The sequence below is a fragment of the Synechocystis sp. IPPAS B-1465 genome (genome assembly GCF_003015225.1).
GTDB lineage: Bacteria > Cyanobacteriota > Cyanobacteriia > Cyanobacteriales > Microcystaceae > Synechocystis.
In genome coordinates this window covers 1,929,045-1,953,158 of record NZ_CP028094.1, presented here as the reverse complement: position 1 = coordinate 1,953,158, position 24,114 = coordinate 1,929,045, and the positions used below count along the sequence as shown (strand labels likewise).

Here is a 24,114-nt window from a genome sequence, read left to right as displayed (position 1 = left end):
GTAACCTCCGAAAAATTAATCAAAAAAAATCCTTGCTCTGGTTGGCCCTAGCATTCCTTCTTCGAGCGACTGTTGCGCAAAATCACACCCTGGCCATCCCGCAACTCAAACACCCGTAACGAATCCGCCGTGGAATCCACATTCACCCCCGGGGTGGCGATCGCCACTTCCCATTCCTGCAAATCCAGTTGTAACCAGTCCCCCAAGGTAACAATGGCAGGATCTCCCTCCATATGGGTCACCATCACCACCTTTTCAGGATCATCACTGTGGGCTGTGGCGGGGTTAGTCCTGAGACCATAAAAAAGAGTGTGGTCATTTTCATGGATGCGGTTAAAGCGATCGCCGTCTTGGAGATTGTGGTGTAACCAGGGATGTTGCCGTCGGTAATTGCGCAATGCCAAGTTAAAACGACTTCTTTCTGGGTCCACTTGGTCGAAATGATAGGATACCCGACAAGCTTCGTGGCCATCTTCCATAAAAGCCCTAGCAAATTTTTTCAACTTCGGCACATCCAAACGGGTAACAAATTCCGGTTGTTCGGCATGTTTAAACTGACTGAGTAATTCCAGATCACAGGCCGCCGCGTCCCCATCTTCCTCAGGCTCATAGCCCAAACAATGGCGACAGGCCTTAGCTACCGCTTCGAGCTGAAAATCTTTTTTCACCATGGCATCGGCCACTGCCTTCATAAACCGTTGCAACAGTGCCAAATCTTTAAAACCCAGGGCCTTTAGTTGGGGAAATAGTTGGGGGTGCTGGTATAACTCCGGGGAAATTTGCCAATCGAGAAAACCCGCTTCTTCAAAAGCTACTTTCACGCCATAGCGTTCATCGGTGTTGCGGAAAAACCCCCAGGGACTGTGCATCATGGCATTTAAAAAATCCATCGGTAAGCCCGGGCAAAAACCATAGACCCACAATAAGGTGGCCGGATTGTCGTAGGCATTGTGCAACACTTCCGGCAAAGTTGTGCCCAAATTCCAGTTAATTTCCGAGTTATGGTGGTCAATTTGGTTACCCCGGCGCACCGTATCGTGGTTACCACAGCCAGTGATCCACCGATCGCCTTTGTACATCACCTCACAAACCCGTTCCCATTTCCGTTGCCAAAAACCCTTGAGGGAGGGGGTGTTATGGGCAAAAATTAGGGGACCCCACTGGTAGGATTCCGGCCGCAGCTCAATTAACTCCCTATAGGTGGATTTCTCTTCCCAACCGTCTTCGGGCCAGGGACGGCCATCTTCAAAAATAGTGAACAGTAACCGTTTACAACCTTGGATTTCCTGCACCACATCGCTCATAGCTAATAAATAGGCATCGTCCTGTTCCACCCGTCCCGTGAGGGGATTAAAAAAGCGGAAATCCTGGCCCCCATCCACCCGAATACCGTCGGCTCCGGTATTAATTTTGCGCCGTTGCATTTCCAACAAAATGGCCCGAACAATGGGCAACTGATGGTTCAAATCCTGGCCGTACATATTGGGGCCTTTAAAATATTGCCGATTGAGCAATTCCAACGCCTGGTTATCGGCATGGCCATAGACCAAATCGTAAATTACCTGAATGGGGCCGCTGGGAAAATTGTGCAACGTGGCAATCAAGTCCACCAATTCATCCGGGCGCAAAGTACCTAACACCGCAGGATTAGTGGCTCCGGAACCGAGAATGGGCACGTCATAGCCCCAATTTTGGGTATTGGGTTTGCGGAGGGTAACTTTGATTTTCTCTTCCACCACCACAGCCCCTTCTTCCACTTCTATTTCCTCCACCTCTTCCCCGGCAATGGAGAAAAATTCGTGGTCTTGGTTGAAATCTTCCAGGCGATATTCAATGGTGGGTTCGATGGGCAATAGTTGGATGGCGTCGTAGCCCAAATAATTCTGTTCCGCGTCGCTGAGGGGTTCGTGCCGGAGAATTTTTTCCCCCAGCCGTTGGTAAATTTTAGTGAGTCCCACCAGGGTGCCTTCCGGGGAAGCGGTATTGATGTGGATCTGCAAAATATTGGCCATGGCCCCCACCCGACAAATGGCCGCTTCGCTGTCTTCATCGGGATGCAAATTTTGATCCACAGGAATGGCCGGGTTAAGCACCGCCGCCCGCTGGGCCTTAAGCTGCTCCGGATCAAAGACATTTTCAGGATTTTCTTGGCAATGGTTCAGGGCAGCCGATCGCCGTAAATAATCTAAATCCGCCCGTTCCCTCTGCATTTTTTCCACATCGTACAGTTCCGCTGGGGCAAAAACACCGTAGGGCAGGGAATAGGTCAGGGGATCACGGATGACCAACGTGTTGGACAAAATGGAATCGTAATAGCGCAACCAATAGAAAGAACCAGCTTGATCTCTGGTGCCTGGCCGCATCCCCGACAGCACAGCCCAAACAAATTCCCCCTGTTGCGGCAATTCAATCCTTTCCCAACGAAACAAGCCAGTTTGTTCCGGCGCTTGGAAATCAATCTCCCCCAGGGGCGTAAACACCTCTAGGTAAATTAACTTTTCAGTAAAAGCCCCTTCCCCCGCTAACCGGGGCACCCAAAATCCCACTTGGGTTAGGCCATCCCCTTGGTAATGGCCCCCCAATTTTTTCACCACTTCCCGGGCCGCTTGGAAATAGTTCTCCGGCGATTCCGTGACACTCCGGGCCCAAGCCATTAGTTTTTCTGTTTCTTCTTCGACCAGATGGATACGATTCAATGTTTTCATACTGAAAAATAAGCTCAAAATAAGCTGAAATTGCTGGGGAGTAAGGGATTTTCAACTCTGTCATTGCTGACTTAGGGGGGCAAAAACAATGTCAATCCAGGGATAAATCCAGGCATATTAGTTCACACGTTTATTGTTTATCCCTAGGCGATCGCCGGGGGCAAAGCTCAATGTTATCAAAACTCCATAAAAAAACTGCAAAAATTATCCTGACTGAATGGAAGTCAAAAAGACTGGAAAATGGGATCAAACAACAAGAAAAAATCAATTTACCCTGCCCATGGCAATAGTTTTAAGGTTAACAAAAAAAATAGAATTTACCGCAATCGACGGGTAAATTTCCAGAGGATACCCCCAACTCCAGAAGCAGAAATCTTGCCAGAAAAGCTTTTTCTGTTACTATACTTAACAAGTAACTACTTTTTCCATAGTCCAGGGGCGGCTTTCCAAAAACCAGAGATTGGTGGCTTGCCGCTGCTGTTCTCCTCTGGAGTAAGGGGAAAAGGTAATTAGTGTTACGGCATTTTACTGACGGGTTAAGTAATCTTTAACAAAGATTTATGAGCCGTTACCGTAATTGCCCCCACAGGGGAACGCGATGTCTGTGGACTCGCCCAGGACGTAATCAATTTTTCTGTACCGATATTAGCGGTGAAAAGTTTTATTCAACGTACTAAAATGCCCCGGCGGGAATTAACTTGGGTTCCGGGAAGTCGGGTGCATTAGCCGTACTAGACTAACCCAATAGTTACTTTGTTTGATTCTTGATTTTGGAGACCGCTGATTTTATGAATTCATCCCTTGTGATCCTTTACCACCGTGAGCCCTACGACGAAGTTAGGGAAAATGGCAAAACGGTGTATCGAGAGAAAAAGAGTCCCAACGGGATTTTGCCCACCCTCAAAAGTTTTTTTGCCGATGCGGAACAGAGCACCTGGGTCGCATGGAAACAGGTTTCGCCGAAGCAAAAGGATGATTTTCAGGCGGATATGTCCATTGAAGGCCTTGGCGATCGTTGTACGGTGCGCCGGGTGCCCCTGACGGCGGAGCAGGTAAAAAACTTCTATCACATCACTTCCAAGGAAGCCTTTTGGCCCATTCTCCACTCTTTCCCCTGGCAGTTCACCTACGATTCTTCTGATTGGGATAATTTTCAGCACATTAACCGCTTATTTGCCGAGGCGGCCTGTGCCGATGCCGATGACAATGCATTGTTTTGGGTCCACGACTATAACCTCTGGTTAGCGCCCCTTTACATTCGTCAGCTCAAGCCCAACGCCAAGATTGCCTTTTTCCACCACACCCCCTTCCCCAGCGTTGATATTTTCAATATTTTGCCCTGGCGGGAGGCGATCGTAGAAAGCTTGCTGGCCTGTGATCTCTGTGGTTTTCATATTCCCCGCTACGTAGAAAATTTTGTCGCCGTGGCCCGTAGTCTCAAGCCGGTGGAAATCACCAGACGGGTTGTGGTAGACCAAGCCTTTACCCCCTACGGTACGGCCCTGGCGGAACCGGAACTCACCACCCAGTTGCGTTATGGCGATCGCCTCATTAACCTCGATGCGTTTCCCGTGGGCACCAATCCGGCAAATATCCGGGCGATCGTGGCCAAAGAAAGTGTGCAACAAAAAGTTGCTGAAATTAAACAAGATTTAGGCGGTAAGAGGCTAATTGTTTCCGCTGGGCGGGTGGATTACGTGAAGGGCACCAAGGAAATGTTGATGTGCTATGAACGTCTACTGGAGCGTCGCCCCGAATTGCAGGGGGAAATTAGCCTGGTAGTCCCCGTAGCCAAGGCCGCTGAGGGAATGCGTATTTATCGCAACGCCCAAAACGAAATTGAACGACTGGCAGGGAAAATTAACGGTCGCTTTGCCAAACTGTCCTGGACACCAGTGATGCTGTTCACCTCTCCTTTAGCCTATGAGGAGCTCATTGCCCTGTTCTGTGCCGCCGACATTGCCTGGATCACTCCCCTGCGGGATGGGCTAAACCTGGTGGCTAAGGAGTATGTGGTGGCTAAAAATGGCGAAGAAGGAGTTCTGATCCTCTCGGAATTTGCCGGTTGTGCGGTGGAACTACCCGATGCGGTGTTGACTAACCCCTACGCTTCCAGCCGTATGGACGAATCCATTGACCAGGCCCTGGCCATGGACAAAGACGAACAGAAAAAACGCATGGGGAGAATGTACGCCGCCATTAAGCGTTACGACGTTCAACAATGGGCCAATCACCTACTGCGGGAAGCCTACGCCGATGTGGTACTGGGAGAGCCCCCCCAAATGTAGGCGATCGCCAATGCCAGTTGTGGTCGGCGGATGGTAACCAAATAACCATTGTCCAAACCCCCTAAAAATTGCCCAAAGTTAGAGTTTAGGGGGCTTTTTTCCATTCAATTGCACGATTTATTCCTCATTGGAGCATTACCCAGCCATGCGTAATTTCCCAGAAATCCAAAATACGGCCTATGACCTAATTGTGATTGGGGGAGGCATTAACGGGGTTGGCACGGCCCGGGACGGAGCCCTACGGGGCCTAAAAACCCTCCTGATCGAAAAGGATGATTTCGCCAGTGGTACGAGTAGTTGGTCCACCCGCTTAATCCATGGCGGCCTGCGCTATCTGGAATATTTTGAATTTAATCTGGTGCGGGAATCCCTGCGGGAGCGGGAAGTTCTGCTCCACACCGCCCCCCATTTGGTCCAGCCCCTCCAGTTGACCATTCCGGTGTACGACTGGTCGAGCCGGGCCTATTGGGAAATTCAGGCGGGCATGATTCTTTACGACATCCTCAGTTTTGATAAAACCCTCCCTTCCCATAGGATGTTAAGCCCCCAACAGTTCCAGCAACTGTTCCGAGCGGCGGAGAAAAAAGGCTTAAAAGGAGGAGCCCAATATTTTGACGGCCAGGTGGAATATGCGGAACGGTTAGATTTAGAAGTGACCCTATCGGCCCAAAAGGCCGGGGCGGCCATGCTCAATTATGTGGCTGTGAAGGGGTTGGAGAAAGGGGAAAATAACCTGATTACCGCCATCCATTGCCAGGATCAACTGAGCGGAGAAAAATTTACTGTTAATAGCGCCCAGGCGATCGTCATTAATACCACTGGCCCCTGGGTAGATGAAGTTTGTGGCTTAGCCCATCGAGGGGGAGAACCCGTTGCCATTGTCCAAGAAAGAAAAATTGGTGGCACCAAGGGCAGTCATATTGTGGTGGATCCCTTCCCTGGAGCCCCCGCTTCAGCCTTATATGTGGAAGCGTTTGTGGATAAACGGCCCTATTTCATCATTCCCTGGTTGGGTAAATATCTGATTGGCACCACGGACCACCGCTATGATGGTTCCCTCGACAGGGTTAAAGCCAGTGATGACGAGATTGATTACCTGATTGCGGAAACTAACCGGGTGATGCCAGCAGCTCAGTTAACCAGGCAGGATGTGCGTTTCACCTATTCCGGGGTGCGCCCTCTGCCCTACACCGATGGCAAAAAGGCCGGCAGTATTACCCGCAACCATATTCTTTATGACCATAGTCAAGACGGAGTTAATAATTTGATTTCCCTAATTGGCGGTAAGTTGACCACCTATCGCCAGGTGGGAGAAGAAATGGTGGATAAGGTTTATGGCAAGCTGAGACGCTCTGCTCCTCCCTGTCCAACCCTGACCCAACCTTTACCGGGGGCAGAAGCCTATCCCCTGTCCTTGGAAACTGCCATGGATAAATATGGCAATCATTTGGAGCGTCATTCTATTCAACATTTATTTTGCCTTTACGGAGCCAGGGCTGGAGACATTTTAGCCTTAGTCCACGGAGCGCCGGAGTTGGGGGAAAGGATTATTCCTTCCTTGCCGGATATCAAAGCCCAAGTTGTTTTTGCAGTACAAGCAGAAATGGCCCACACCTTGGTGGATATTTGTCGACGACGTACGGCGATCGCCATGGTGACTAACGATTATGGCTTTAGCGCCCTGGCCGGCATTTGCCAAACGTTAACAGACCATTGTGGCTGGACCCAGGAGCAATGTGACAAGCAAATTCAAAAGTACCATGAATATATGGAGCAAAACTGCATTCCCGACTATTGTCTCCACTGAAAAAAGTTAGGCCAAGCCCCAATTAAATGGGGGAATTGAATCCCAAGTCGGGGGAGAAGCTAGAAAAAAATCCCCCAGCATTGGGGTCACTTTAGTGGGTCAATTGAGAATAGTAACCTGAAACCAGGCAAAGGGCCCTGGCCCTACGCTCCCATGCCAGAATATTGTTTCAAACCCTGTCGCCATAGCCAACGGTTAAGCAGGGCAAATATGCCAATCCAAACACCAATAATTAATAAACTCTTGAAGAAGGGCAAAGGTAAACCCACCAAAGCGGCGGCGGGGAAGTAAACACCGTAGGGGAACGGGGTGAGTAAAACAATTTGCCTTACTGCGTCGGGAAAGGTCTCTAGGGGAGCAATAACGCCCGACAGAAAAATATAAAACAAAAACCAGAGGTCTTGGAGGGCGCTGGCCCGTTCCGTCCAAAAGGCACAGAGGGCAAAGGTGTACTGAATCAAAAAGTACAAGGTAAAGGAACAGACAATGCCAATTAGCCCTTGGATAAAATGCCAGGGATCGGGCAGCCAAAAGGCTTCGGGATAGAGGGAGAAAAAAAGAACAGTCAAAATAGCCAGAATGGGCAGGCGGGTCATTTTTTCGGCCCAGTGGCGGGCTATATGATGCCACACCGGATCTAGGGGTTGCAGTAAACGGAAAGATAAAACTCCTTCCAGCACTTCCTTTTCAAATTCCCAAATTACCCAGATGGTGGTCATCTGGCGCACCACAAAGACAGCAAAAAAATACCGGGCCACCTGGATCGCGTCAAGGGTAAAGTCGCCACTCTCCGCTGCTTTCACCCACACGCCCATCAAAATTAGAGGCAGGGAGCCGGACAAAATCCAAAAGAAAATTTCTGCCCGGTACTCCACCATTTGGGCAAAGTAAACGCTCAACAGCACCCGCAGTTTGTGGGGAAAATGACCCATAAAGTTTTAGTCAAATTACAACTCACCCGCTATCCCCAGCCAAGGTTTGGGGGGAGTATTCACTTTAACCTGCTTCTTCTTCGACGGGAAAGGGTAACACCGGCAGGCGATCGCCTCGGAACACTTCTTCGGAAAGTTTACCTAGGGCTTCACTGCGTTGACCAAGGCAACGGGCTAAACCCAGGGCGGAAAGCACGGGCAGGGTAGTGGCGCTTAAAACTAATTTGGTTAAGGGATCCATGGCAATTGAGATGTATAAGTTACTTCAACTTTAACGGGGCCAGAGTTTGCGCCACCAGGGAATAGAATCCCGGGGGCCTTCCAGATAGTTAATTTTGTCCTCAATTTCCCCCAGGGGCCAACCAGTCAAATTAGCAAGGGTCTTGGCTTCTTCCCGTTGGCGTTTTTGCACCGTTTGACGATAGGTGTTGGCGGCGGTGCAATTCATTTCCCCACGATAGGGACGCCGTAGGACATAACGCCCTTGGAACAATTCCTGGTTAGCGGTGTTTTGAAAACGTAAATCCTCCGGGAATTTGTCGGGGGTGTAGCGTAAATGTAAACGGGTGATGAACACATTGCTGTTGCCAGGGAAAGGCATACCCCGGAAGGAAGGATTGGGGCTAGCACTGGGTTGGTCTAACCAAAATACTCCGGCTTCTTCTAGTTCTTGGGGGGAAAGGGGATCCGCCGAACAGGGATCACAACTGCCCATGTCCCAGGCATATTCCAGAAAGGCAACATTTTTGCCGGAGCGCTTATAGGCAGTGTCGAACATAGCGCCATAGAACTGGCCAAATTCCCCCTGGACAAATTCAGGTAAATCTAAGTTAGAGGGAATTTTTTCAGTGCGATAGTTGGTAACTTCCACCGCTCCTTGGGGAGAGAGTAGATAAACGATTAATTCTTGGGGGCCATCTGCATTCACCATACCTAAACGAATGGGCAACATAAACCGGGGGGATTCATAGGCCATCATCAGCGGCCGTAAGGCTTGAAATCCTTGGCGATCGAATTCTTTCAGGTTGACTTTAGCAACAAAAAACTTTAGCCCTTGTTTAATATATGCTCCCAATACATCGGTCGCTCCAGGGGGAATGCGGTAATTATTTTGGTTTAACCAAGTTTCTAGGCCATTGGATTCCTTGGCACTGAGGATGAGAATGTCGTATTCTCCTACCGAAAACTGATTTTCAATGGTGACTCCCAACGCTTCATTGCTTATTTTTTCTTGCAATCCTCTGGTCATGCTGGGGGCCGCTGGCATTGCATCCATAAATTGACGGCCGCCGTAGGTTTCACAGGGATTATTGTCAAAATATTCCACTAAACGGGGGGCACTAAAATTGTCTAAACGCTCAATAATTTTTCTCTCCCCTACGTTTACTTGGTCTTCCTGTAGCACCACCGGAACCGGCACCACGAGGGCAAAATCTTGGGCTTTCCCTTGGTAATCGTTGGCCATGGTTAGCACTGTCTGATCGCCGTCTTTGGCAATGATCACCTGGGACGCATGGTTATAAAGACTAGTGTCAGCCTGGGCTACATAAAAACCACAAAAAGCCAGGGCAGGCCGAACAAAAAACAATAGGCTCAGCAAGCAAGCGACTAGGATGACCCCTGGACGAAGATAGGCAAAAATTTTCCGAATGGCTTTATCCATAGTTATGGGAGTTATGGGTCTCGCTGGCTTAAAAACTGCCGAGATGGTTACTGACAATCTGCAATATAGTCCGCATCATTGACGATCGCCATCAGTAAATTAATGAAAGTTTGTTAATTTTTGGATCATCATACTATCGGGGGAAGCTCAGTTTCGTGAATGATTGTTAAGTTAGAAGTAATGATTTAATCATTAACCTTACTCCTCCCACCTACAAAATTATGTTACTTTTCCTACTTCCAGGCAGCGGCGATCGCCTGGCCAAATTTTCCACCGCCCTACTAAGCTTTGCCTTTATGGGACTAGGAAATTTAATCACACCAATGGCCGTTGCAGCCCAAAATTTTCCTCTGCGCCAAGGTGTTCATTTTTATGGTGAATCTGCCCAGCCGGGGTTAGTGGGCCAGGAATATTTCATCTTTCAGGTACGGGGCAATCAACTGATAGGAGCTTTTTTTGCTTACCAGTCTGAGTTTGCTTGTACCCATGGCGCCGTCTCTGCCCAAGCGTTGGATTTGGTAGTGGAAGACCCCTATGGGGAGCAGCCCCCCAGCCGTTTTGCCCTGAACCTAGTTCCCCGATCGCCAGTGGCCCGCAGTGGTAACAATATTGACTTAACGTTGCAGGGCTTAAAGGAAATCAGCACCATTGGTGCCCTGGAACAGGACATTTTGGCTGCTTGTTTATAGTTAAAACCAATCAAGCTCTTTCCTCTGTCGGAAAAAACAGACTTTTTCACTTTCATTCCCTGTAGTTGGGATCAATCTGGCGGTGCTCTACGTCCCAAAACCTGTAGGGTGGAATATTGCCACATTGCCAAGGAGTTTGATTTTTCATGGGCATGATTGACTGGGCCATTGTGCTGGTCTATTCGGCGATTGTCATTGCCATTGGGGCGATCGCCAGTCGCAAACAAGATAATACCGATGAATATTTCCGGGGTGCAAAGCAAATTCCCTGGTGGGCCCTAGGTTTTTCCATCATTGCCACCTCTTTTTCCGCCGCTTCTTTGCTGGGGGGCCCGGGGGAGGGTTACGGCCACGGCTTTTTATATTTGCAACTGCAATTGGGAGACTTAATCGGCTATGGCTTAGTCATTGCTGTCTTTTTGCCATTTTTTGTCCGGCTCAATCTCACCACTGCCTACGAATATTTGGAAAGGCGCTTCGATGCCAAAACCCGTTCCCTCGGTTCCCTTTGTTTTCTGCTGTTTGTCATTGCCCGCCTAGGGGGACTTTTATACGCCGCCGCCCTGGTGTTATCGGTGCTAACTGGCATTAGTACGAATACTGCCATTTTGATGGTGGGGGTGGTTTCGATTATTTACACCGTTGCCGGGGGAATCACCGCCGTAGTTTGGACGGACGTGTTGCAATTTGGCATGATTTTCGTCGGTTTGGGGGCGGGCATTTGGGCCGCAGTTACCGCTGTGCCAGGGGGTTTTGGGGAACTGTGGCGCATTGCTGGGGAAAACGGCAAGTTGGTGGTATTTAATTTTGATTGGGATCCCGCTTCCATTCGTTCTCTACCCACAGCGTTGATCGCCTACGGCATTTTAGCTTTTGCGGTGGCGGGGACTAATCAACAGTCAGTCCAGCGTTATGTTTCCTGTGCCGATGAGCAATCAGCCCGCAAAGCCATCTTTCTCGGTTGGTTTTCCGGCGTTTTAGGAGTAGGGGCCACCCTGTTACTAGGGGTTTTGCTATTCAGCTTTTACCAACTCCAGGGAGGGTTACCAGGAAATATCAAACCCGATGAAATCCTTTCCTATTTTATTGTCAACCAAGTCCCCCCTGGGGCATCGGGATTCCTCGTGGCGGCGATTTTTGCGGCGGCCATGTCTTCCATCGATTCTGCTTTGCATTCTTTGGCCACTTGCATGACGGTGGACTTTTACGACCGTTACATAAATATTCAAGCCAGCGAAATGCGCTCAGTCCGGGTGGCCCAGGGGTTAATTATTGTCTGGGGCGTAGTGGCAATTTTTTCCGCTATTTATGCCGCTTCCACCGGGCAGGATCTACTAGAATTCTTGGTGTCCTATACCACCATGTTTTTGGGACCGCTGTTGGGGATTTTTCTGATGGGGGTCTTGTTTCCCCGCATTAATGCTCTGGGTGCTTTTTACGGCACCGTGGCGGCAGTTTTACTGGTAATTATTGCTTCCAATGCCGGTTGGCTTACTTTCCCTGGCATTTGGCGCTCGGCGGTCACTGCTCCCCTGGCTGTTCTGCTAGCTTTAGGGATTTCCCTCTTTGCCAGCGCCCCCACTCCTAAGCATTTACTCGGTTTGACCATTTGGCATCCGGTCACAGATGCTCCGGGCACCAATGTTGTGGCCAGGCCGGGAGCCGATGACCAAGATTTGGGCTAGTGAACTAACTGTTTGAGTTTTGTTGAATTTAAGGGCTTTTTTATGAAGTACTCACTATTTGTCGCTACGGCGATCGCCACTGTTGTGGGAGGATCAACCACGGGCCAAGTAATGGCCCAGTCCCCCAACCAAGATCTGCGGAGTTTTTTTGAAACGGGTCGTCCCCAATCCCAGGACACTCTGCGGTTCCAACGTCCCCCCAGCGGTGTACCGCCTATCCGCACCAATGCTAACAATTGGCAGTTAATTGTTTTTAGCCAGGGTAATGTTTCTTTTTGGATGCCCCCAGGAATTTTGGCCCAGGATAACGTTGTCATTGCTACCGCTGAAGGGGATTTAAATTTTCAAACCTTGACCAGCACCGACAACGACCATCGTTATGTGGCGGCCTATGCCACAGGGTTAACTGAGCAACAAATTAACGACCCTGCGGCCCTGTTCACCGCTATGCAAGCCAGGGTAGCCCCGACGGAAACCTTTTCCCTCATGAATGAGCGCCCGGTAACTTTGGGGGATTATCAAGGCTCGGAATTTACTTTTGAAAGTGACACAGAAAGAGTGACTTTTCGTGCCTATTTAGTCGGGAATAAAATCTATGCCATGGGGGTCATACAACCCTTGACCAGCACCAGAGATAATGCGGCCCGCACGTTTCTTAATGCGTTGCAGTTCATTGATAATTGATGCCCTGATGATTAAAGCCCTGGTCACACCGGAATGAATTTTGACCAGGCGATCGCCAAAATTTCTAGGGGAGAGGACGCATTCTAATTGTCTCCATTGTTGCCCTGGTTTTTGCTCGATTCCCAGCGAAATAGCCAAGTCATCAGGGCCACTACCCCCAGTTGGAGGGCCAAATTGGGCAAAATCTCCGTCGGGTCGTAGCCGGCCAGCAGTCGGAGGCTAAAAATAAATACGCCAATCAGGCCGGAAGCCCCCAAGCCCAGGTAGATAAATTTGCGGAAACCTCGATAGGGAGCCTCGGCCTCAGCCTTTAAGCGTTCAAATTGGTCTTTGTTAGTAGGCAAAATTTTGCAGGAATGGGGTCAGAAAATTACAACAATTTCTCGATGTCCGCCGCAATTTCATCGGGTTTGGCGATGGAACCGTAGCGTTTGACCACTTTACCTTGGCGATCGACCAAAAACTTAGTGAAATTCCATTTAATGTCCTCCGCACCACCCAAAAAAGGAATGGCCATACCAGGGCTAGCTGCGGTTAAAAACTTAAATAGGGGATGGGCGTTGGGACCATTGACTTCCACTTTTTCAAATAAGGGAAAAGTTACTCCATAACGGGTTTCGCAAAAGTTTTTAATTTCCCCTGAGCCACCGGGTTCCTGCTGGCCAAACTGATTACAGGGAAAACCAAGCACCGTAAAACCCCGATCGCCGAATCGATTGTATAGAGCCTGGAGTCCTTGGTATTGGGGAGTGAAGCCACATTGACTGGCGGTGTTGACAATTAACAGCACTTTACCTTCAAAGTCCCTCAGAGCTACGGGGGAACCATCCAAGGCATTGGCAGAAAAACCGTAGATTGTGTTGTTGGCTTGGGCAGTCATAGAATTTAGCGAAGTAAAAACAGTAAAAAAAGACTTGTCTAACTCAACAAATCAATCAACAATTTCTGTAGTCTAACAAAAACTTAGAGGGGAGCAGATTGCCCCAAGGTTCCTATACTAGCCATGACTAAAGCTAGGGGCTTTACCACGTTTTTAGGCAAGAATAATGAAATTCAATATCGGAATGTTTGTGGTGCTGAGCCTAGGCGCTGACCACGTCCCCCATCAGCAACCCAGCAATGAGGAGCAATAACAGAGCCACAGAGAAATCGAGGATTTGCGGATCAAGACGGCGGGCAATCCAATACCCCAGGGAAACCCCCAACAGACTAGTGGAAATTAGGGCTAGGGCTGAGCCGGCAAACACCACCCAGGGAGATTGGGACTCAGCGCTAATTAGTAAGGTACTCAATTGGGTTTTATCACCCATTTCCGCCAAAAAAATGGTCAAAAAGGTAGAAAAGAATACCGGGCGAAAATAATTGGGAGAGGCGGGTAGATCTTGGCTCACGGCGGTTTGACTGGACGGAAGTAACAGCGGCAATGGTGGGGACACAGTGGCCCATAGACCCTGCTCTTTTTGATAGCCTAGCGGATTGGGGGACTTTCCAAGCCTAACTCCAATCTCCTAAGCAAAAGTATGGGCGAGATAATCGCCGGGATTGCCGAACAGCTTAAATCCAATCTTCTTCCTCATCAGCCCCGTTATTTTCTTCTGCCACGGGGGGATTGGGAGCCGAATTAATTACCCGGTAGGGAGCATCATATACACCACTTGGACGGGGAGGCTTGGTATCTGAGGGCTCGTTTTTCTCAGCTTTAGGCCGGGCTGGGCGATATTGCTGAGAATAAATAGTACCCTCCCGTTTCGTGTTTTGGGGGGTTTGGGGAGCTTCAAATTGTCGCAGATCCGGTAAAGGCTCCCTGGGAGGTGGGGAAATTATTTCCTCTTGGGCAAGAGGGGGCAGATTATCTCCTTGATCATTTCGATCGCCTTGGTCATCATCAGAGGCTATCGATGGAGTGGGCCCTATTGTTTCCGGCGGAAATTTTTCCCTATTCCTGGGGGCAGGGCGGGGGGAATCTTGGACAGTGGGCCGGGGTCGAGTCGGGGGTTTGGGGTCAGACCAATCAGCCAAATCCGGTTCTGGCTCATCCCAATCCCATTCTTCTGCCATGGTGACTGGTTGCGGTGCCCGTTGGGGACTAGGGGGAGTGGTGGGGGGCGGCGGTGGCTCAAAGGATTCCGATGGCGATCGCCGGGGGGGATTGGGGCGAAAATTTTGGGGCCTGGCTTTGGGTTGACCTAGGGAACTCAGGACATTGATCAGCACACTGGTGAAAACTCCCAGGGTGAGGAATAGTACTACCCACAACCCCAGGGGCAAGGTGAAGCTAGCTAGGGCAGACTCAGCAGTGGTGCCGAAAAAATTTAGTTGTATGGGCTGTCGATTTTGCAGGAAAAAAATTAATCCTGTTCCTATCAAAAAAATGAGCAGTAAACCTTGCATAAGTTTTTAATCAATGGCGTAACTGATCACCAATCTCCAGGGGAACATGGACATCTAAATAAATATTAACCGTCACTTATAAAATACCTCTGCTTCTCAGACGGGAGTAAAAAGGTGATTTTGGTTGAGAATCTGCTTCCTGGATTGACTGCCACTGTTCTTGAATCTGTTGATCAACTTCTTCTTGATGATCGAAATAATAGCCCATAGCAGAATATGCTTCCGAAGGCTTTAGATAGGGATGTTGGCGGCACATTTCATCCACAGACCAACCATGGGAAAGATAGTCCATCACAATATGGGCAACTTGAATGCGAGGCAATCTTTCCAGATGGGCTGGCTGGTCGTCTATTTTACGAATATGGGGATAATTAGTAACGGTTAACATTTTTGATCATTCACATTTAAAGACCGGAATTATCTTGAATTTGGGCAAATAATTGGCGAGTACCTTGTTCCTCCACTAGGGTGGAAACCATGGCCGCCATCAACGTTTCTGGGGTCACAGTAAAGGGTAAGCGGTGAATGTCCGAATTGGGTAAACAGGTAAATTCCGCCGTCTGTCGTAATTCCTCCAGGGAAATTCGTCCCAGACCCAGATCTTGCAGGGTTTTGGGTAAACCTATCTCATCGTAAAAGCTCAGTAATTGGCGACGGGCAGTAGCGGCGAGTTGATTACCGCTGACCAATTCTTCTAAGCGTAACTGCACCAAAATGCCATAGGCGACTTTTTCCCCGTGGAGGGCATGGTGGGCCTGGGGCAATTGGGTCAAACCATTGTGGACTGCATGGGCTGCGACGGTGCGGCAGTTAGCACCACCCAAACCACCGATTACCCCCGCCATCAACAAACTGGCATCCACCACTTCCCGCCAGGTTTCGCTACCCGGTTGGGCCAGGGCTTCAGCGGATTTTTGGAAAAGAATATCCCGCAAAATTCGAGCTTGTTGTACAGCGGCCACGGTGAAAGTATCGCTGGATTGACCACTACTAACGGAAGCTTCATACCATTTGGCGATCGCATCTCCAATGCCGGCAACTAGTAATCTTGGTTCAGCCCGTTGGATCAATTCATAATCCACAATCAATAAATCCGGGCATCGGTCTAGGGCCACGTCATAACGGAAAGCCCCCGTTTCGCTGTAAACATTGGCCAAGGCAGTCCAACCCGCACAGGTAGCGGCCGAGGTAGGTACTGTGGCGATCGCCAATTGGGTTTGATGGGCCAATAACTTAGCCGTATCTAGGGCTTTGCCTCCCCCAATACCTAGGATAAAATCTGGCTGTTCCTGGTGAACCCGTCGCCGCAACTGTTCGAGGGAAGACTCGGCGCAGTCAGGTAAATAGCTGGCCAGAGGCAGGGTCAGACCATAATTTTTCTGCAATGTTTGTAAAGACTTTTCCCCCAACTCAGCAGAGTGGCTACCCGTTACCACTAGGCCCTTACTCCCCAATTTTTGCAAATGTTCCCCCGCTTTAGCCAAAGCACTACGAATCACCACCGTGGGGGCGATCGCCATGGAAACCAAAGGTTGGGTGACAGGGGAAATTGATGGGGCCATAGTCGCAGGTTCGTTTAGTCTCAATAGTTGCCAAAATCCAATTGAAAACCAGGTTATTCCAGCCTAGCTCAGCGCTATAGATTCGGGAAAATCACTGGTAGTAATTGGCTCAAAACTATTTTAGGAAAAAAAGAGGCTTTTTGCCTTCTCCCCCTGCTGCTGGGGAAAACTGTCATTTTTACCTCGATCAAATCAATGGTTAAAACTGGGTTAATACTATGGTGACCAGGCTTAGCATGAAGTTTTGTAACGGTTTTGTAAAGCTCTATTGCAACTTTGCCGTCCCAGCGGCGATCGCCTACCCCTAAGCAAAAAGACCGTGATAGGATGCGATCCGTGCTCGCTCACTTTTTTTATTAAAAGAAATTTAGGAGAAAGGCTTTGGTATTACGGGTAGCAGTCGTTGGAGGAGGCCCCGCTGGTTCTTCCGCCGCCGAAATTTTAGTAAAAGCCGGAATTGAAACCTACCTGTTTGAGCGTAAGCTAGACAACGCCAAACCCTGTGGTGGAGCAATTCCCCTCTGTATGGTGGATGAGTTTGATCTGCCCCCGGAAATCATTGACCGCCGGGTACGGAAGATGAAAATGATCTCCCCTTCCAACATCGAGGTCAACATCGGTCAGACCCTCAAGGACGACGAATATATCGGCATGTGCCGCCGGGAAGTGCTGGATGGTTTTCTCCGGGAACGGGCGGAGAAACTGGGTACAAAAGTCATTAATGGCACCGTTTATAAATTAGACATTCCTAGCAAAGATAGTGATCCCTACACCCTCCACTATGCCGACCACAGCGTTGGTGGCACCACTGGGGAAATGAAAATCCTAAAAGTAGATGTGGTGATTGGGGCTGATGGCGCTAACTCTCGCATTGCCAAAGCCATTGACGCTGGGGATTACAACTATGCGATCGCCTTCCAAGAGCGGATTCGTCTGCCGGAAGACAAAATGGCCTACTACGATGAACTAGCAGAAATGTATGTGGGCGATGACGTTTCTCCGGATTTCTACGCCTGGGTATTCCCAAAATATGACCACGTGGCGGTGGGCACCGGCACCATGAAGGTGAACAAAGCCCGCATCAAAGACTTACAGGCTGGCATCCGCACCAGGGCTGCCAAAAAACTAGAAGGCGGAGAAATCATCAAAGTGGAAGCCCATCCCATTCCTGAACATCCCCGGCCCCGGCGGGTGGTTGGTCGAGTAGCCCTAGTGGGGGATGCCGCTGGTACCGTCACCAAATCCTCTGGGGAAGGCATTTACTTTGCCGCCAAATCCGCCCGTATGTGTGCGGAAACCATTGTGGCCACCAGCAATAATGGCCAACGGGTGCCCACCGAAGCCGATCTGAAACAATACATCAAACAATGGGATAAACGCTACGGCGCTACCTATTTGGTGTTGGATATTCTGCAACGGGTCTTCTATCGCACCGATGCCACCAGAGAAGCCTTTGTGGAAATGTGTTCCGACATCGATGTGCAAAAGCTAACTTTTGACAGTTACCTGTACAAAACCGTGGTACCCGCCAATCCATTGGTGCAAATGAAAATTACCGCCAAAACCATTGGTAGCTTGCTCCGGGGTAACGCTTTAGCCCCTTAATGCTAATGGCTTGTTAGTTTAACTAATTTTTCAATAAAGTAGAGAGGTGAGTTTTGGCTCACCTTTTTATTGTCTTATTTTTACCAATTTTTTAATTTATGCGACTTAAGCCTAGAGATATTGAGATTAATCCTAATCTCCCTAAGTATCCTTTTGATAATGATCTGTTAGACCGTAAGGAAGAAATTGAAAATTTAACGCAGATTATTCAAATTGACCAATTACATTAAATTCAAGGATTTTCAAATGACTACTGAAGCTGCCCTATTAAACATTGCTGAAAATCTGCCTGATGACTTAAAAATCGAGCTTTTACACTATGCTGAATATTTAATGAATAAATCCTTAAATGCGCCCCAAAAGCCATTAGCAGGATCGATGAAAGGAACTTTTATTTTACCTCTACCCGAAGACTTTGATGCCCCCTTAGAAGAATTTGAGGAGTATATGTAATGAATTCTGTTTTGATAGACACCCACGTTTTTATTTGGTTAGCAGAAGATGACTCTAACTTGCCTGTGACGACAAAAGATACCTTAGAAAATATGGATAACGTTTTTGTTAGTATTGCCAGCTTTTGGGAAATTTCTATTAAACTAAAAATTGGTAAACTTTCTCTCTGTGGTGATTTCAATAGTATTGAAGCTAGTTTTCAAAGAACCCGATTCAAGCTATTACCTATTACACTAAAAGACACAATTAAACTTTATAATCTTCCCTTGCACCACAAAGATCCCTTTGATCGTATTTTGGTATCCCAATCGATTAATCATTCTCTTATTTTAGTCAGTCGTGATCAAGCTCTGGATGATTATCCGATTCAACGCCTGTGGTTGTAGAAAATAGCGACCTGAACGAAACTGTTGTGCCCGCCAATTCTAGGGACGTTTATTGGTAAAAATTCATCACATCTGTGAACCATTGCTCCAGGCGATCGCCATAGGCAGGGAGAGAATAACGGCGATCAGCCACTGAACGACAATTGGCCCGGTCGATGGCTGATATTTTTCCTACAGCGGCCACCAAAGCCGGAACGTCGTCGGGGGGTACTAAAAATCCTGTTTGCTCGGTTTCGACGATTTCCCTTGGGCCACCCCGGTCATAGGAAATTACCGGCACCCCACAGGCTAAGGCTTCCACTGCAACCCTGCCAAAAGCCTCTACCCATTTATGGGTCATTATTAGGGCTTGGCACTGACCTAAAGCCTGTTGGAATTCAGCAGTGGGCAAAAAGCCCTTATATTCCACCTGGGCTTGGGGATAACTGCGTTTTAGGGACTGCCAATACTGTTCATCCTGGAGATAACCAAAAACTTGCAAAGGCAAATTGGTTGCTTGAGCCACTGCAAAGGCATCTTCCAAACCCTTTTCCGGGGAAATGCGACCGGCCCAAGCCAAAGTTTTACCTGATTTAGGAACAAATTGATACTGGTCCAAATCAATGCCACTGCTCAAAATGCGGAAAGAATCCGCCACAGCATAGGTTTCAGCCTGGGCTTGGGTGTGGGCCCCCAATGTGCCGGGACATAGCTGAGCCACCCGGTTGATCGCCTGGTCCATAACTGCATTCCAGGAGCTAATGCAAACATAGTGCAATACCGGCCGCTGTAAAAAAGGGGAAAGGTAAAAAGGTAACCATTCATAGCCAAAATCGACAATTAAGTCATAATCTTGTTCTACTTCCCTGATGTAGTCCCACATATGGGCCACCACCGCATCCTCTGGCATCAGTACTGGATCGTGGTAGGTCGGCTCTGGAATTAAAGGCTGCAACGCCCCGGCAATTTCCTGGATGGGCAAACCGGCGATCGCCGAACCCTTGGGGGCGACAATTTTGACCTCATGGCCACGACTGACCATGGTGCGGGTGATGTTTTTTAAGTTCAGGGCCACTCCCCCCAACCGTCCAGAATTGAGGGAACTGACGGGACTAGAAACAAATAGTAGGCGCATATTTAATGCCCAAGAATTGGAGAAATAATTCCCTTAATTCCTTTAGCTTTCCCCCTGCATGGCCCGAATTAATTCCTGGGCTACTTCAGGGCGGGAGAATTCCGGTGGCGGCAATTGTCCATCCCGAAGCAAAGCCCGCACTTTAGTGCCAGAGAGGTGAATGCGGTCTTCTGGGCCACTGGGACTGGTTTTAGTGGTGGCCATTTGCAGGGTCTTTTTGCAGTAAAAAGCGTGCTCGAACTTCATCGGCACAATACCCAGCGCTTCCGGGGCAAACTCGTCAAAAATTTCCTGGGCATCGTAGGTGCCGTAGTAGTCCCCCACCCCGGCGTGGTCCCGACCTACAATGAAATGGGTACAGCCATAGTTTTTGCGAATCAGGGCATGGAAAATAGCCTCCCGGGGCCCGGCGTAGCGCATGGCGGAAGGATTAATACCCAGAATGACCCGCTCTTTGGGGAAGTAATTGTCCACCATAATTTCGTAGCAACGCATCCGCACATCGGCGGGAATGTCATCACTCTTTGTTGCCCCCACCAGAGGATGGAGAAAGAGGCCATCAACTACCTCCAGCGCGCATTTTTGAATGTATTCATGGGCCCGGTGGATGGGGTTACGGGTTTGAAAGCCGACAATGGTTTTCCAGCCCCGCTCGGCAAATAACTGACGGGAAGCGGCGGGGTCAATTTGGTATTTGGGAAACAGGGGATGGGGTTCCCGCTCCAGTAACCAGATGGGGCCGGCCAGGTTAACAGGGCCTTGGTCATAAATCACCTTGACTCCAGGGTGGGCTTGGTCGTCGGTGCGGTAAACGTTTTTAGCTTCGTGGGCTTTGTTGTAGTGATATTTCTGGGTCAGCTCCAACACACCGATGAATTTACCAGCGCTGTTGTCCAACCGCACCCAACTGCCTACTTCCAAGGGAGCGGCCACTTCCTCTGTCACTGATAAAGTCACGGGTACCGACCAGGGCAAACCGTTGCTGAGTTTCATTTCTTCCACCACCAGCTCGTAGTCGTCCTGCTCCATAAAGCCCTTGAGGGGACTAAAACCGCCAATGGCAATCATGACCAAATCCGATGTGGCCCGTTCATCCAGTTGCACCCTGGGCAATTTATCGGCGATCGCCAAAAATTCCTGGCGTTCTGCTTCCGGGGCGAGGCGATTGATCAGTTGGCCGCCGTGGGGGGCAATGGCTGCAAGGGAAGTGGTCATGGTTAATTGGTAATGGATAGGGGAGATGACTAGCAAAAAGATTGATTAAACCCCAGACTAGATTGCCATGGAGGGGCGACAAAACTCAACTAGCGGCACTATCTTGTCAGCCCACCGGGATAGAATCCGGGCAACTAATCAGGAAAACATTAATGATTGCTACCCAACTCTGTTCAAAGTTATGAGGTTTACCATTAGCCCTGATGGGTATTTTTTGATCTGGGTGAAATCTTCTGCACAAACCCTGGACTAACGGAGGTTAATATCACAATCCCATCCAAAGATTCCTGGACAAGAGTGGGAGTTTCTAAGCCTATACTTTGCAGAGGCAAAACGGTTTCCGTCGCCCAATATTTAAAAGAATGTAGCTAAATCAACGCCATCAGAAAAAATCCGTCAAAATTACCCTTTTCAAGGAAATTTGCCACGGATCCTAGCCTTGTTGGCATCAACGACCTTCAAGGGAAACTAAGCATCATTTCCTCAAGCTTGTGAACAAGTTTTTAGATTATCTAATTAGCACAGGCAACGCAGCCATCGGAGGAATCCTTAAAGTCATCCTTTTGTACAGTGCGAATATAGTAGATCGCCTTACAACCGGCCTCCCAGGCCATGACCAGGGTGTCAAAAATGTCCTTGGCATTGAGGCTTCTTTCCGGTTCTTCAGGGAAATAAATGCCCGCATTGAGGTTAAATAATAACTCCATGGAAATGCCCGTATCTGTCCATTGTTGGATGGCGGCCACGGCTTTGACTACTTTGCGCTGGTCCATGGTTTTATTCTCCGGGTAGAACCAGAAACAATTACCAATGAAGGGCGGTGCAATGGGGACAGTGCCCTTAGCCCATTTATCGTAAAAGAAGCGGCTATAGACCGGCAAAATGCTGGCAGTGCAACCTTGGACTAGGGATGATGATGTGTTGGGGGCGATCGCCGTAATGTGGGAGTTGCGAATGCCGTGGGTTTGGATGTCGTTGGAGAGTTTTTCCCATCGTTCCGGTTTAGCCGCATTAGCTTGAAACCAACTGACGGGTTTGGAACCAATTAATAAACCTTTTTGCCAGTCACTACCGGGGAAAGCAGGGTAAGCTCCCCGTTCCTTGGCCAATTCCATGGAGGATTGGGTGCACCAATAGCCGATTTCCTCGAACAAGCGATTAATATCCGCTAACTCGTCATAATTCAGACGACGTTTAGCCAGCCAGTCTGCTAACCCCATGGCTCCCACCCCGATGGTGCGGTATTTATTGTTATGGCTTTTAGCATCGGCAAAGGGAGGCGCAGTCAATTCAATGGTGTTATCCAGCATCCGCACAGCAATCTGACTGACCCCAGCAATGTCTTGCAAGTCTAGATTGGCAAGGTTGAGGCTAACTAGGTTACAGCAATGGGCATCCTGACCAGGGGTAACGTTGGAGAATGATTCACAGCAAAGATTAGTGCCAGGAATATAACCTAAATGTTTATTAGGATTGGCTTTATTGATAGTGTCTTTAAAGGAAAGATAGGGCATCCCGGTTTCTACCTGGGTACGCATTATCTGCTTAAACAATTCCCGGGCATTAATACGTTTGTAGAGGGTAATGGTGGTATCGAGGTTTGACTCAATTTCTCGATAGGCACCTTCAAATTGTTCCCCCCAGAGTTCGGCTAACTCAATGCCCATTTTTTCCCTAACTTCGTAGGGGTCCACTAACGTCCAATCTTCTTTGTTAATGACCCGCCGCATAAATTCATCGGGCAAGATTAACTGGGGAAAAATATCATAGGCTTTACGTCGTTGGTCACCATTTTCCGCCTGCATTTCCAGAAATTCTGGTACGTCCAAATGCCACACATCCAGCCCTACGGTTACGGCTCCGGCTCTGCGCCCCCCCTGATTAACGGCGATCGCCGTATCGTTGAGCAGTTTTGTCCAGGGAATCACCCCTCCGGAAGCGTTGGGCTTACCCATTACCCAACTGCCGGTGGCCCGGATGCGGGAAACGTTAACTCCCACTCCACCACCGTTTTTGGAAATTCTGGCAGCATTGGTAATTTCCCCAAAAATACTTTCCAGGTTATCCTCCATGGCCACAATGAAGCAGGAAGTCAGAGAACCACCGGGCACTCGTAAATTAGCCAGGATTGGGGTGGCTAAAGAAATTCTACGGGCTGCAATTGATTCATAAAATCTCCGGGCCCATTGCAAACGGCGATCGGGGGCTTCCACCGAAGCTAATAGCAGCGCACAGGTTAATAACGCTTCCTGGGGTAATTCGTTGGGTAATAGATAGCGGCTAGTTAATAAAACTGCCCCGGCATAGTCATAGTCTGTGTCCCAGTCCGAGTTAATCCAACAGCCCGCTTCCTGCAATTCCCCTTCGCTGTAAGTCAAGATGCGGGAGTCATATTCCCCATTGGTGACCTTGGTTTGTACCGTGCGTAGATACTGCCCATACTGATATCCCCGACGCACTAGGGTATCTTTCCACAGACTCCAAACATGTAAACGGCCAGCCACGTAGCGCCAGTCTGGTTCGTTGGGACTGCACATTTCCAGAGCGCAGCTAATTAAATTATCTTGAATCTCTCTAGTGCTAATCCCCTCTCTCAACCTAGTCGTTAGCCCTGCTTCTAGGGCGATGGAGTTCACTTCCAACCCAAGGCAAGCCCAGTCCACCACTGCCCGAATTTTGCCAATATTTAGGGGAGTTGAGGAGCCATCTCTACGGATCACTTGTATGCGATGTCCCTGATGGGAACCCTGGCTAGTGCCGGCATGGGCATCATTGGCGGAGGAGCTGATAGGGGCGCTGATGAGGGTGGGATGCATAGAAAAAGACAGTCAGGGGGACTTCGTAGGGTAGCGGAACAAACTGACAGGGTCAAGGGCCCAAAGTGAGAGCTTAGATAAATTAAGCCACAGATATGGTGTGGCCGACACTGATCTTA

22 protein-coding genes are annotated in these 24,114 nt (G+C 49.0%); 9 read left to right on the top strand and 13 right to left on the bottom strand.

What is annotated here, in order from left to right; genetic code table 11:
* Positions 1–47 precede the first annotated feature (47 nt).
* Positions 48–2,705, bottom strand: a complete 2,658-nt coding sequence (gghA, locus tag C7I86_RS09275) for a glucosylglycerol hydrolase (protein ID WP_010872973.1) — start codon at positions 2,703–2,705, stop codon at positions 48–50.
* Positions 2,706–2,945: 240 nt separating this feature from the next.
* Here gghA and ggpR point away from each other — a divergent pair, with 240 nt between their 5' ends.
* The 3 genes from ggpR (at position 2,946) to glpD (ending at position 6,800) form a co-directional block, all read left to right on the top strand.
* Positions 2,946–3,218, top strand: coding sequence for a glucosylglycerol biosynthesis transcriptional repressor GgpR (gene ggpR, locus C7I86_RS19470; RefSeq protein WP_041428185.1), 273 nt, complete (start codon positions 2,946–2,948; stop codon positions 3,216–3,218).
* 275 nt (positions 3,219–3,493) lie between these two features.
* Entirely contained in the window at positions 3,494–4,993 is a 1,500-nt protein-coding gene (ggpS, locus tag C7I86_RS09270) for a glucosylglycerol-phosphate synthase (protein WP_010872972.1), read from the top strand.
* Between the two features lie 145 nt (positions 4,994–5,138).
* Entirely contained in the window at positions 5,139–6,800 is a 1,662-nt protein-coding gene (glpD, locus tag C7I86_RS09265; RefSeq protein WP_010872971.1) for a glycerol-3-phosphate dehydrogenase, read from the top strand.
* Positions 6,801–6,943: 143 nt separating this feature from the next.
* Here glpD and C7I86_RS09260 read toward each other — a convergent pair whose 3' ends face one another.
* The 3 genes from C7I86_RS09260 to C7I86_RS09255 all read right to left on the bottom strand — a co-directional run bounded on the left by C7I86_RS09260 (position 6,944) and on the right by C7I86_RS09255 (position 9,395).
* Entirely contained in the window at positions 6,944–7,732 is a 789-nt protein-coding gene (locus C7I86_RS09260) for an ABC-2 family transporter protein (protein WP_010872970.1), read from the bottom strand.
* 64 nt (positions 7,733–7,796) lie between these two features.
* Positions 7,797–7,973 carry a hypothetical protein gene (locus C7I86_RS18950; protein ID WP_010872969.1) on the bottom strand — a complete coding sequence of 59 codons (177 nt, stop codon included), beginning with the start codon at positions 7,971–7,973 and terminating at the stop codon, positions 7,797–7,799.
* 30 nt (positions 7,974–8,003) lie between these two features.
* Positions 8,004–9,395, bottom strand: coding sequence for a DUF2330 domain-containing protein (locus C7I86_RS09255; protein WP_010872968.1), 1,392 nt, complete (start codon positions 9,393–9,395; stop codon positions 8,004–8,006).
* A gap of 221 nt (positions 9,396–9,616) precedes the next feature.
* Between C7I86_RS09255 and C7I86_RS09250 the strand changes: the two genes are divergently transcribed.
* The 3 genes from C7I86_RS09250 to C7I86_RS09240 all read left to right on the top strand — a co-directional run bounded on the left by C7I86_RS09250 (position 9,617) and on the right by C7I86_RS09240 (position 12,453).
* Positions 9,617–10,084 carry a hypothetical protein gene (locus C7I86_RS09250; RefSeq protein WP_010872967.1) on the top strand — a complete coding sequence of 156 codons (468 nt, stop codon included), beginning with the start codon at positions 9,617–9,619 and terminating at the stop codon, positions 10,082–10,084.
* A gap of 146 nt (positions 10,085–10,230) precedes the next feature.
* Positions 10,231–11,769 carry a sodium:solute symporter gene (locus C7I86_RS09245; protein WP_010872966.1) on the top strand — a complete coding sequence of 513 codons (1,539 nt, stop codon included), beginning with the start codon at positions 10,231–10,233 and terminating at the stop codon, positions 11,767–11,769.
* Between the two features lie 42 nt (positions 11,770–11,811).
* Positions 11,812–12,453, top strand: a complete 642-nt coding sequence (locus C7I86_RS09240; protein ID WP_010872965.1) for a hypothetical protein — start codon at positions 11,812–11,814, stop codon at positions 12,451–12,453.
* Positions 12,454–12,536: 83 nt separating this feature from the next.
* Here C7I86_RS09240 and C7I86_RS09235 read toward each other — a convergent pair whose 3' ends face one another.
* The 6 genes from C7I86_RS09235 to C7I86_RS09210 all read right to left on the bottom strand — a co-directional run bounded on the left by C7I86_RS09235 (position 12,537) and on the right by C7I86_RS09210 (position 16,406).
* Positions 12,537–12,797, bottom strand: coding sequence for a DUF3493 domain-containing protein (locus tag C7I86_RS09235; RefSeq protein WP_020862315.1), 261 nt, complete (start codon positions 12,795–12,797; stop codon positions 12,537–12,539).
* A 26-nt stretch (positions 12,798–12,823) separates the two neighbouring features.
* Positions 12,824–13,333 (bottom strand): glutathione peroxidase, encoded by a 510-nt coding sequence (locus C7I86_RS09230; protein ID WP_010872964.1) that lies wholly within the window; start codon positions 13,331–13,333, stop codon positions 12,824–12,826.
* 202 nt (positions 13,334–13,535) lie between these two features.
* On the bottom strand, positions 13,536–13,889 hold the full coding sequence (locus tag C7I86_RS09225; RefSeq protein ID WP_010872963.1) for a TMEM165/GDT1 family protein: 354 nt from the start codon (positions 13,887–13,889) through the stop codon (positions 13,536–13,538).
* Between the two features lie 118 nt (positions 13,890–14,007).
* Entirely contained in the window at positions 14,008–14,844 is an 837-nt protein-coding gene (locus tag C7I86_RS09220; protein ID WP_010872962.1) for a LapA family protein, read from the bottom strand.
* Between the two features lie 76 nt (positions 14,845–14,920).
* Positions 14,921–15,232, bottom strand: coding sequence for a DUF433 domain-containing protein (locus C7I86_RS09215; protein WP_010872961.1), 312 nt, complete (start codon positions 15,230–15,232; stop codon positions 14,921–14,923).
* A gap of 16 nt (positions 15,233–15,248) precedes the next feature.
* Positions 15,249–16,406 carry an oxidoreductase gene (locus tag C7I86_RS09210; RefSeq protein WP_010872960.1) on the bottom strand — a complete coding sequence of 386 codons (1,158 nt, stop codon included), beginning with the start codon at positions 16,404–16,406 and terminating at the stop codon, positions 15,249–15,251.
* Positions 16,407–16,787: 381 nt separating this feature from the next.
* On the opposite strand from C7I86_RS09210, the gene chlP reads away from it, so the two are divergent.
* From chlP to C7I86_RS09195, 3 genes are all read left to right on the top strand, one after another.
* Complete coding sequence (chlP, locus tag C7I86_RS09205) at positions 16,788–18,011, top strand: geranylgeranyl reductase (protein WP_010872959.1); 1,224 nt, start codon at positions 16,788–16,790, stop codon at positions 18,009–18,011.
* Positions 18,012–18,257: 246 nt separating this feature from the next.
* On the top strand, positions 18,258–18,464 hold the full coding sequence (locus C7I86_RS09200; protein WP_010872958.1) for a DUF2281 domain-containing protein: 207 nt from the start codon (positions 18,258–18,260) through the stop codon (positions 18,462–18,464).
* Positions 18,464–18,850, top strand: coding sequence for a type II toxin-antitoxin system VapC family toxin (locus tag C7I86_RS09195; RefSeq protein WP_010872957.1), 387 nt, complete (start codon positions 18,464–18,466; stop codon positions 18,848–18,850). The genes C7I86_RS09200 and C7I86_RS09195 overlap by 1 nt, the downstream gene beginning before the upstream one ends.
* A 49-nt stretch (positions 18,851–18,899) precedes the next feature.
* Here C7I86_RS09195 and C7I86_RS09190 read toward each other — a convergent pair whose 3' ends face one another.
* The 3 genes from C7I86_RS09190 to C7I86_RS09180 all read right to left on the bottom strand — a co-directional run bounded on the left by C7I86_RS09190 (position 18,900) and on the right by C7I86_RS09180 (position 23,995).
* The gene (locus C7I86_RS09190; protein WP_010872956.1) at positions 18,900–19,964 is read right to left on the bottom strand and encodes a glycosyltransferase; all 1,065 of its coding nucleotides are present in this window, start codon (positions 19,962–19,964) and stop codon (positions 18,900–18,902) included.
* A 42-nt stretch (positions 19,965–20,006) separates the two neighbouring features.
* Positions 20,007–21,179: a sulfate adenylyltransferase gene (gene sat / locus C7I86_RS09185; protein WP_010872955.1), complete on the bottom strand. Its 1,173-nt coding sequence runs from the start codon at positions 21,177–21,179 to the stop codon at positions 20,007–20,009.
* Between the two features lie 512 nt (positions 21,180–21,691).
* Positions 21,692–23,995 carry a ribonucleoside-diphosphate reductase subunit alpha gene (locus C7I86_RS09180; protein ID WP_010872954.1) on the bottom strand — a complete coding sequence of 768 codons (2,304 nt, stop codon included), beginning with the start codon at positions 23,993–23,995 and terminating at the stop codon, positions 21,692–21,694.
* Positions 23,996–24,114: the final 119 nt, after the last annotated feature.

Excerpts from the sequence above, each read along its gene's own strand:
- gghA (WP_010872973.1), bottom strand. The coding sequence starts at position 2,705 with ATGAAAACATTGAATCGTATCCATCTGGTCGAAGAAGAAACAGAAAAA.
- ggpR (WP_041428185.1), top strand. The coding sequence starts at position 2,946 with ATGGGATCAAACAACAAGAAAAAATCAATTTACCCTGCCCATGGCAAT.
- ggpS (WP_010872972.1), top strand. The coding sequence starts at position 3,494 with ATGAATTCATCCCTTGTGATCCTTTACCACCGTGAGCCCTACGACGAA.
- glpD (WP_010872971.1), top strand. The coding sequence starts at position 5,139 with ATGCGTAATTTCCCAGAAATCCAAAATACGGCCTATGACCTAATTGTG.
- C7I86_RS09260 (WP_010872970.1), bottom strand. The coding sequence starts at position 7,732 with ATGGGTCATTTTCCCCACAAACTGCGGGTGCTGTTGAGCGTTTACTTT.
- C7I86_RS18950 (WP_010872969.1), bottom strand. The coding sequence starts at position 7,973 with ATGGATCCCTTAACCAAATTAGTTTTAAGCGCCACTACCCTGCCCGTG.
- C7I86_RS09255 (WP_010872968.1), bottom strand. The coding sequence starts at position 9,395 with ATGGATAAAGCCATTCGGAAAATTTTTGCCTATCTTCGTCCAGGGGTC.
- C7I86_RS09250 (WP_010872967.1), top strand. The coding sequence starts at position 9,617 with ATGTTACTTTTCCTACTTCCAGGCAGCGGCGATCGCCTGGCCAAATTT.
- C7I86_RS09245 (WP_010872966.1), top strand. The coding sequence starts at position 10,231 with ATGGGCATGATTGACTGGGCCATTGTGCTGGTCTATTCGGCGATTGTC.
- C7I86_RS09240 (WP_010872965.1), top strand. The coding sequence starts at position 11,812 with ATGAAGTACTCACTATTTGTCGCTACGGCGATCGCCACTGTTGTGGGA.
- C7I86_RS09230 (WP_010872964.1), bottom strand. The coding sequence starts at position 13,333 with ATGACTGCCCAAGCCAACAACACAATCTACGGTTTTTCTGCCAATGCC.
- C7I86_RS09220 (WP_010872962.1), bottom strand. The coding sequence starts at position 14,844 with ATGCAAGGTTTACTGCTCATTTTTTTGATAGGAACAGGATTAATTTTT.
- C7I86_RS09215 (WP_010872961.1), bottom strand. The coding sequence starts at position 15,232 with ATGTTAACCGTTACTAATTATCCCCATATTCGTAAAATAGACGACCAG.
- C7I86_RS09210 (WP_010872960.1), bottom strand. The coding sequence starts at position 16,406 with ATGGCCCCATCAATTTCCCCTGTCACCCAACCTTTGGTTTCCATGGCG.
- C7I86_RS09200 (WP_010872958.1), top strand. The coding sequence starts at position 18,258 with ATGACTACTGAAGCTGCCCTATTAAACATTGCTGAAAATCTGCCTGAT.
- C7I86_RS09195 (WP_010872957.1), top strand. The coding sequence starts at position 18,464 with ATGAATTCTGTTTTGATAGACACCCACGTTTTTATTTGGTTAGCAGAA.
- C7I86_RS09190 (WP_010872956.1), bottom strand. The coding sequence starts at position 19,964 with ATGCGCCTACTATTTGTTTCTAGTCCCGTCAGTTCCCTCAATTCTGGA.
- sat (WP_010872955.1), bottom strand. The coding sequence starts at position 21,179 with ATGACCACTTCCCTTGCAGCCATTGCCCCCCACGGCGGCCAACTGATC.
- C7I86_RS09180 (WP_010872954.1), bottom strand. The coding sequence starts at position 23,995 with ATGCATCCCACCCTCATCAGCGCCCCTATCAGCTCCTCCGCCAATGAT.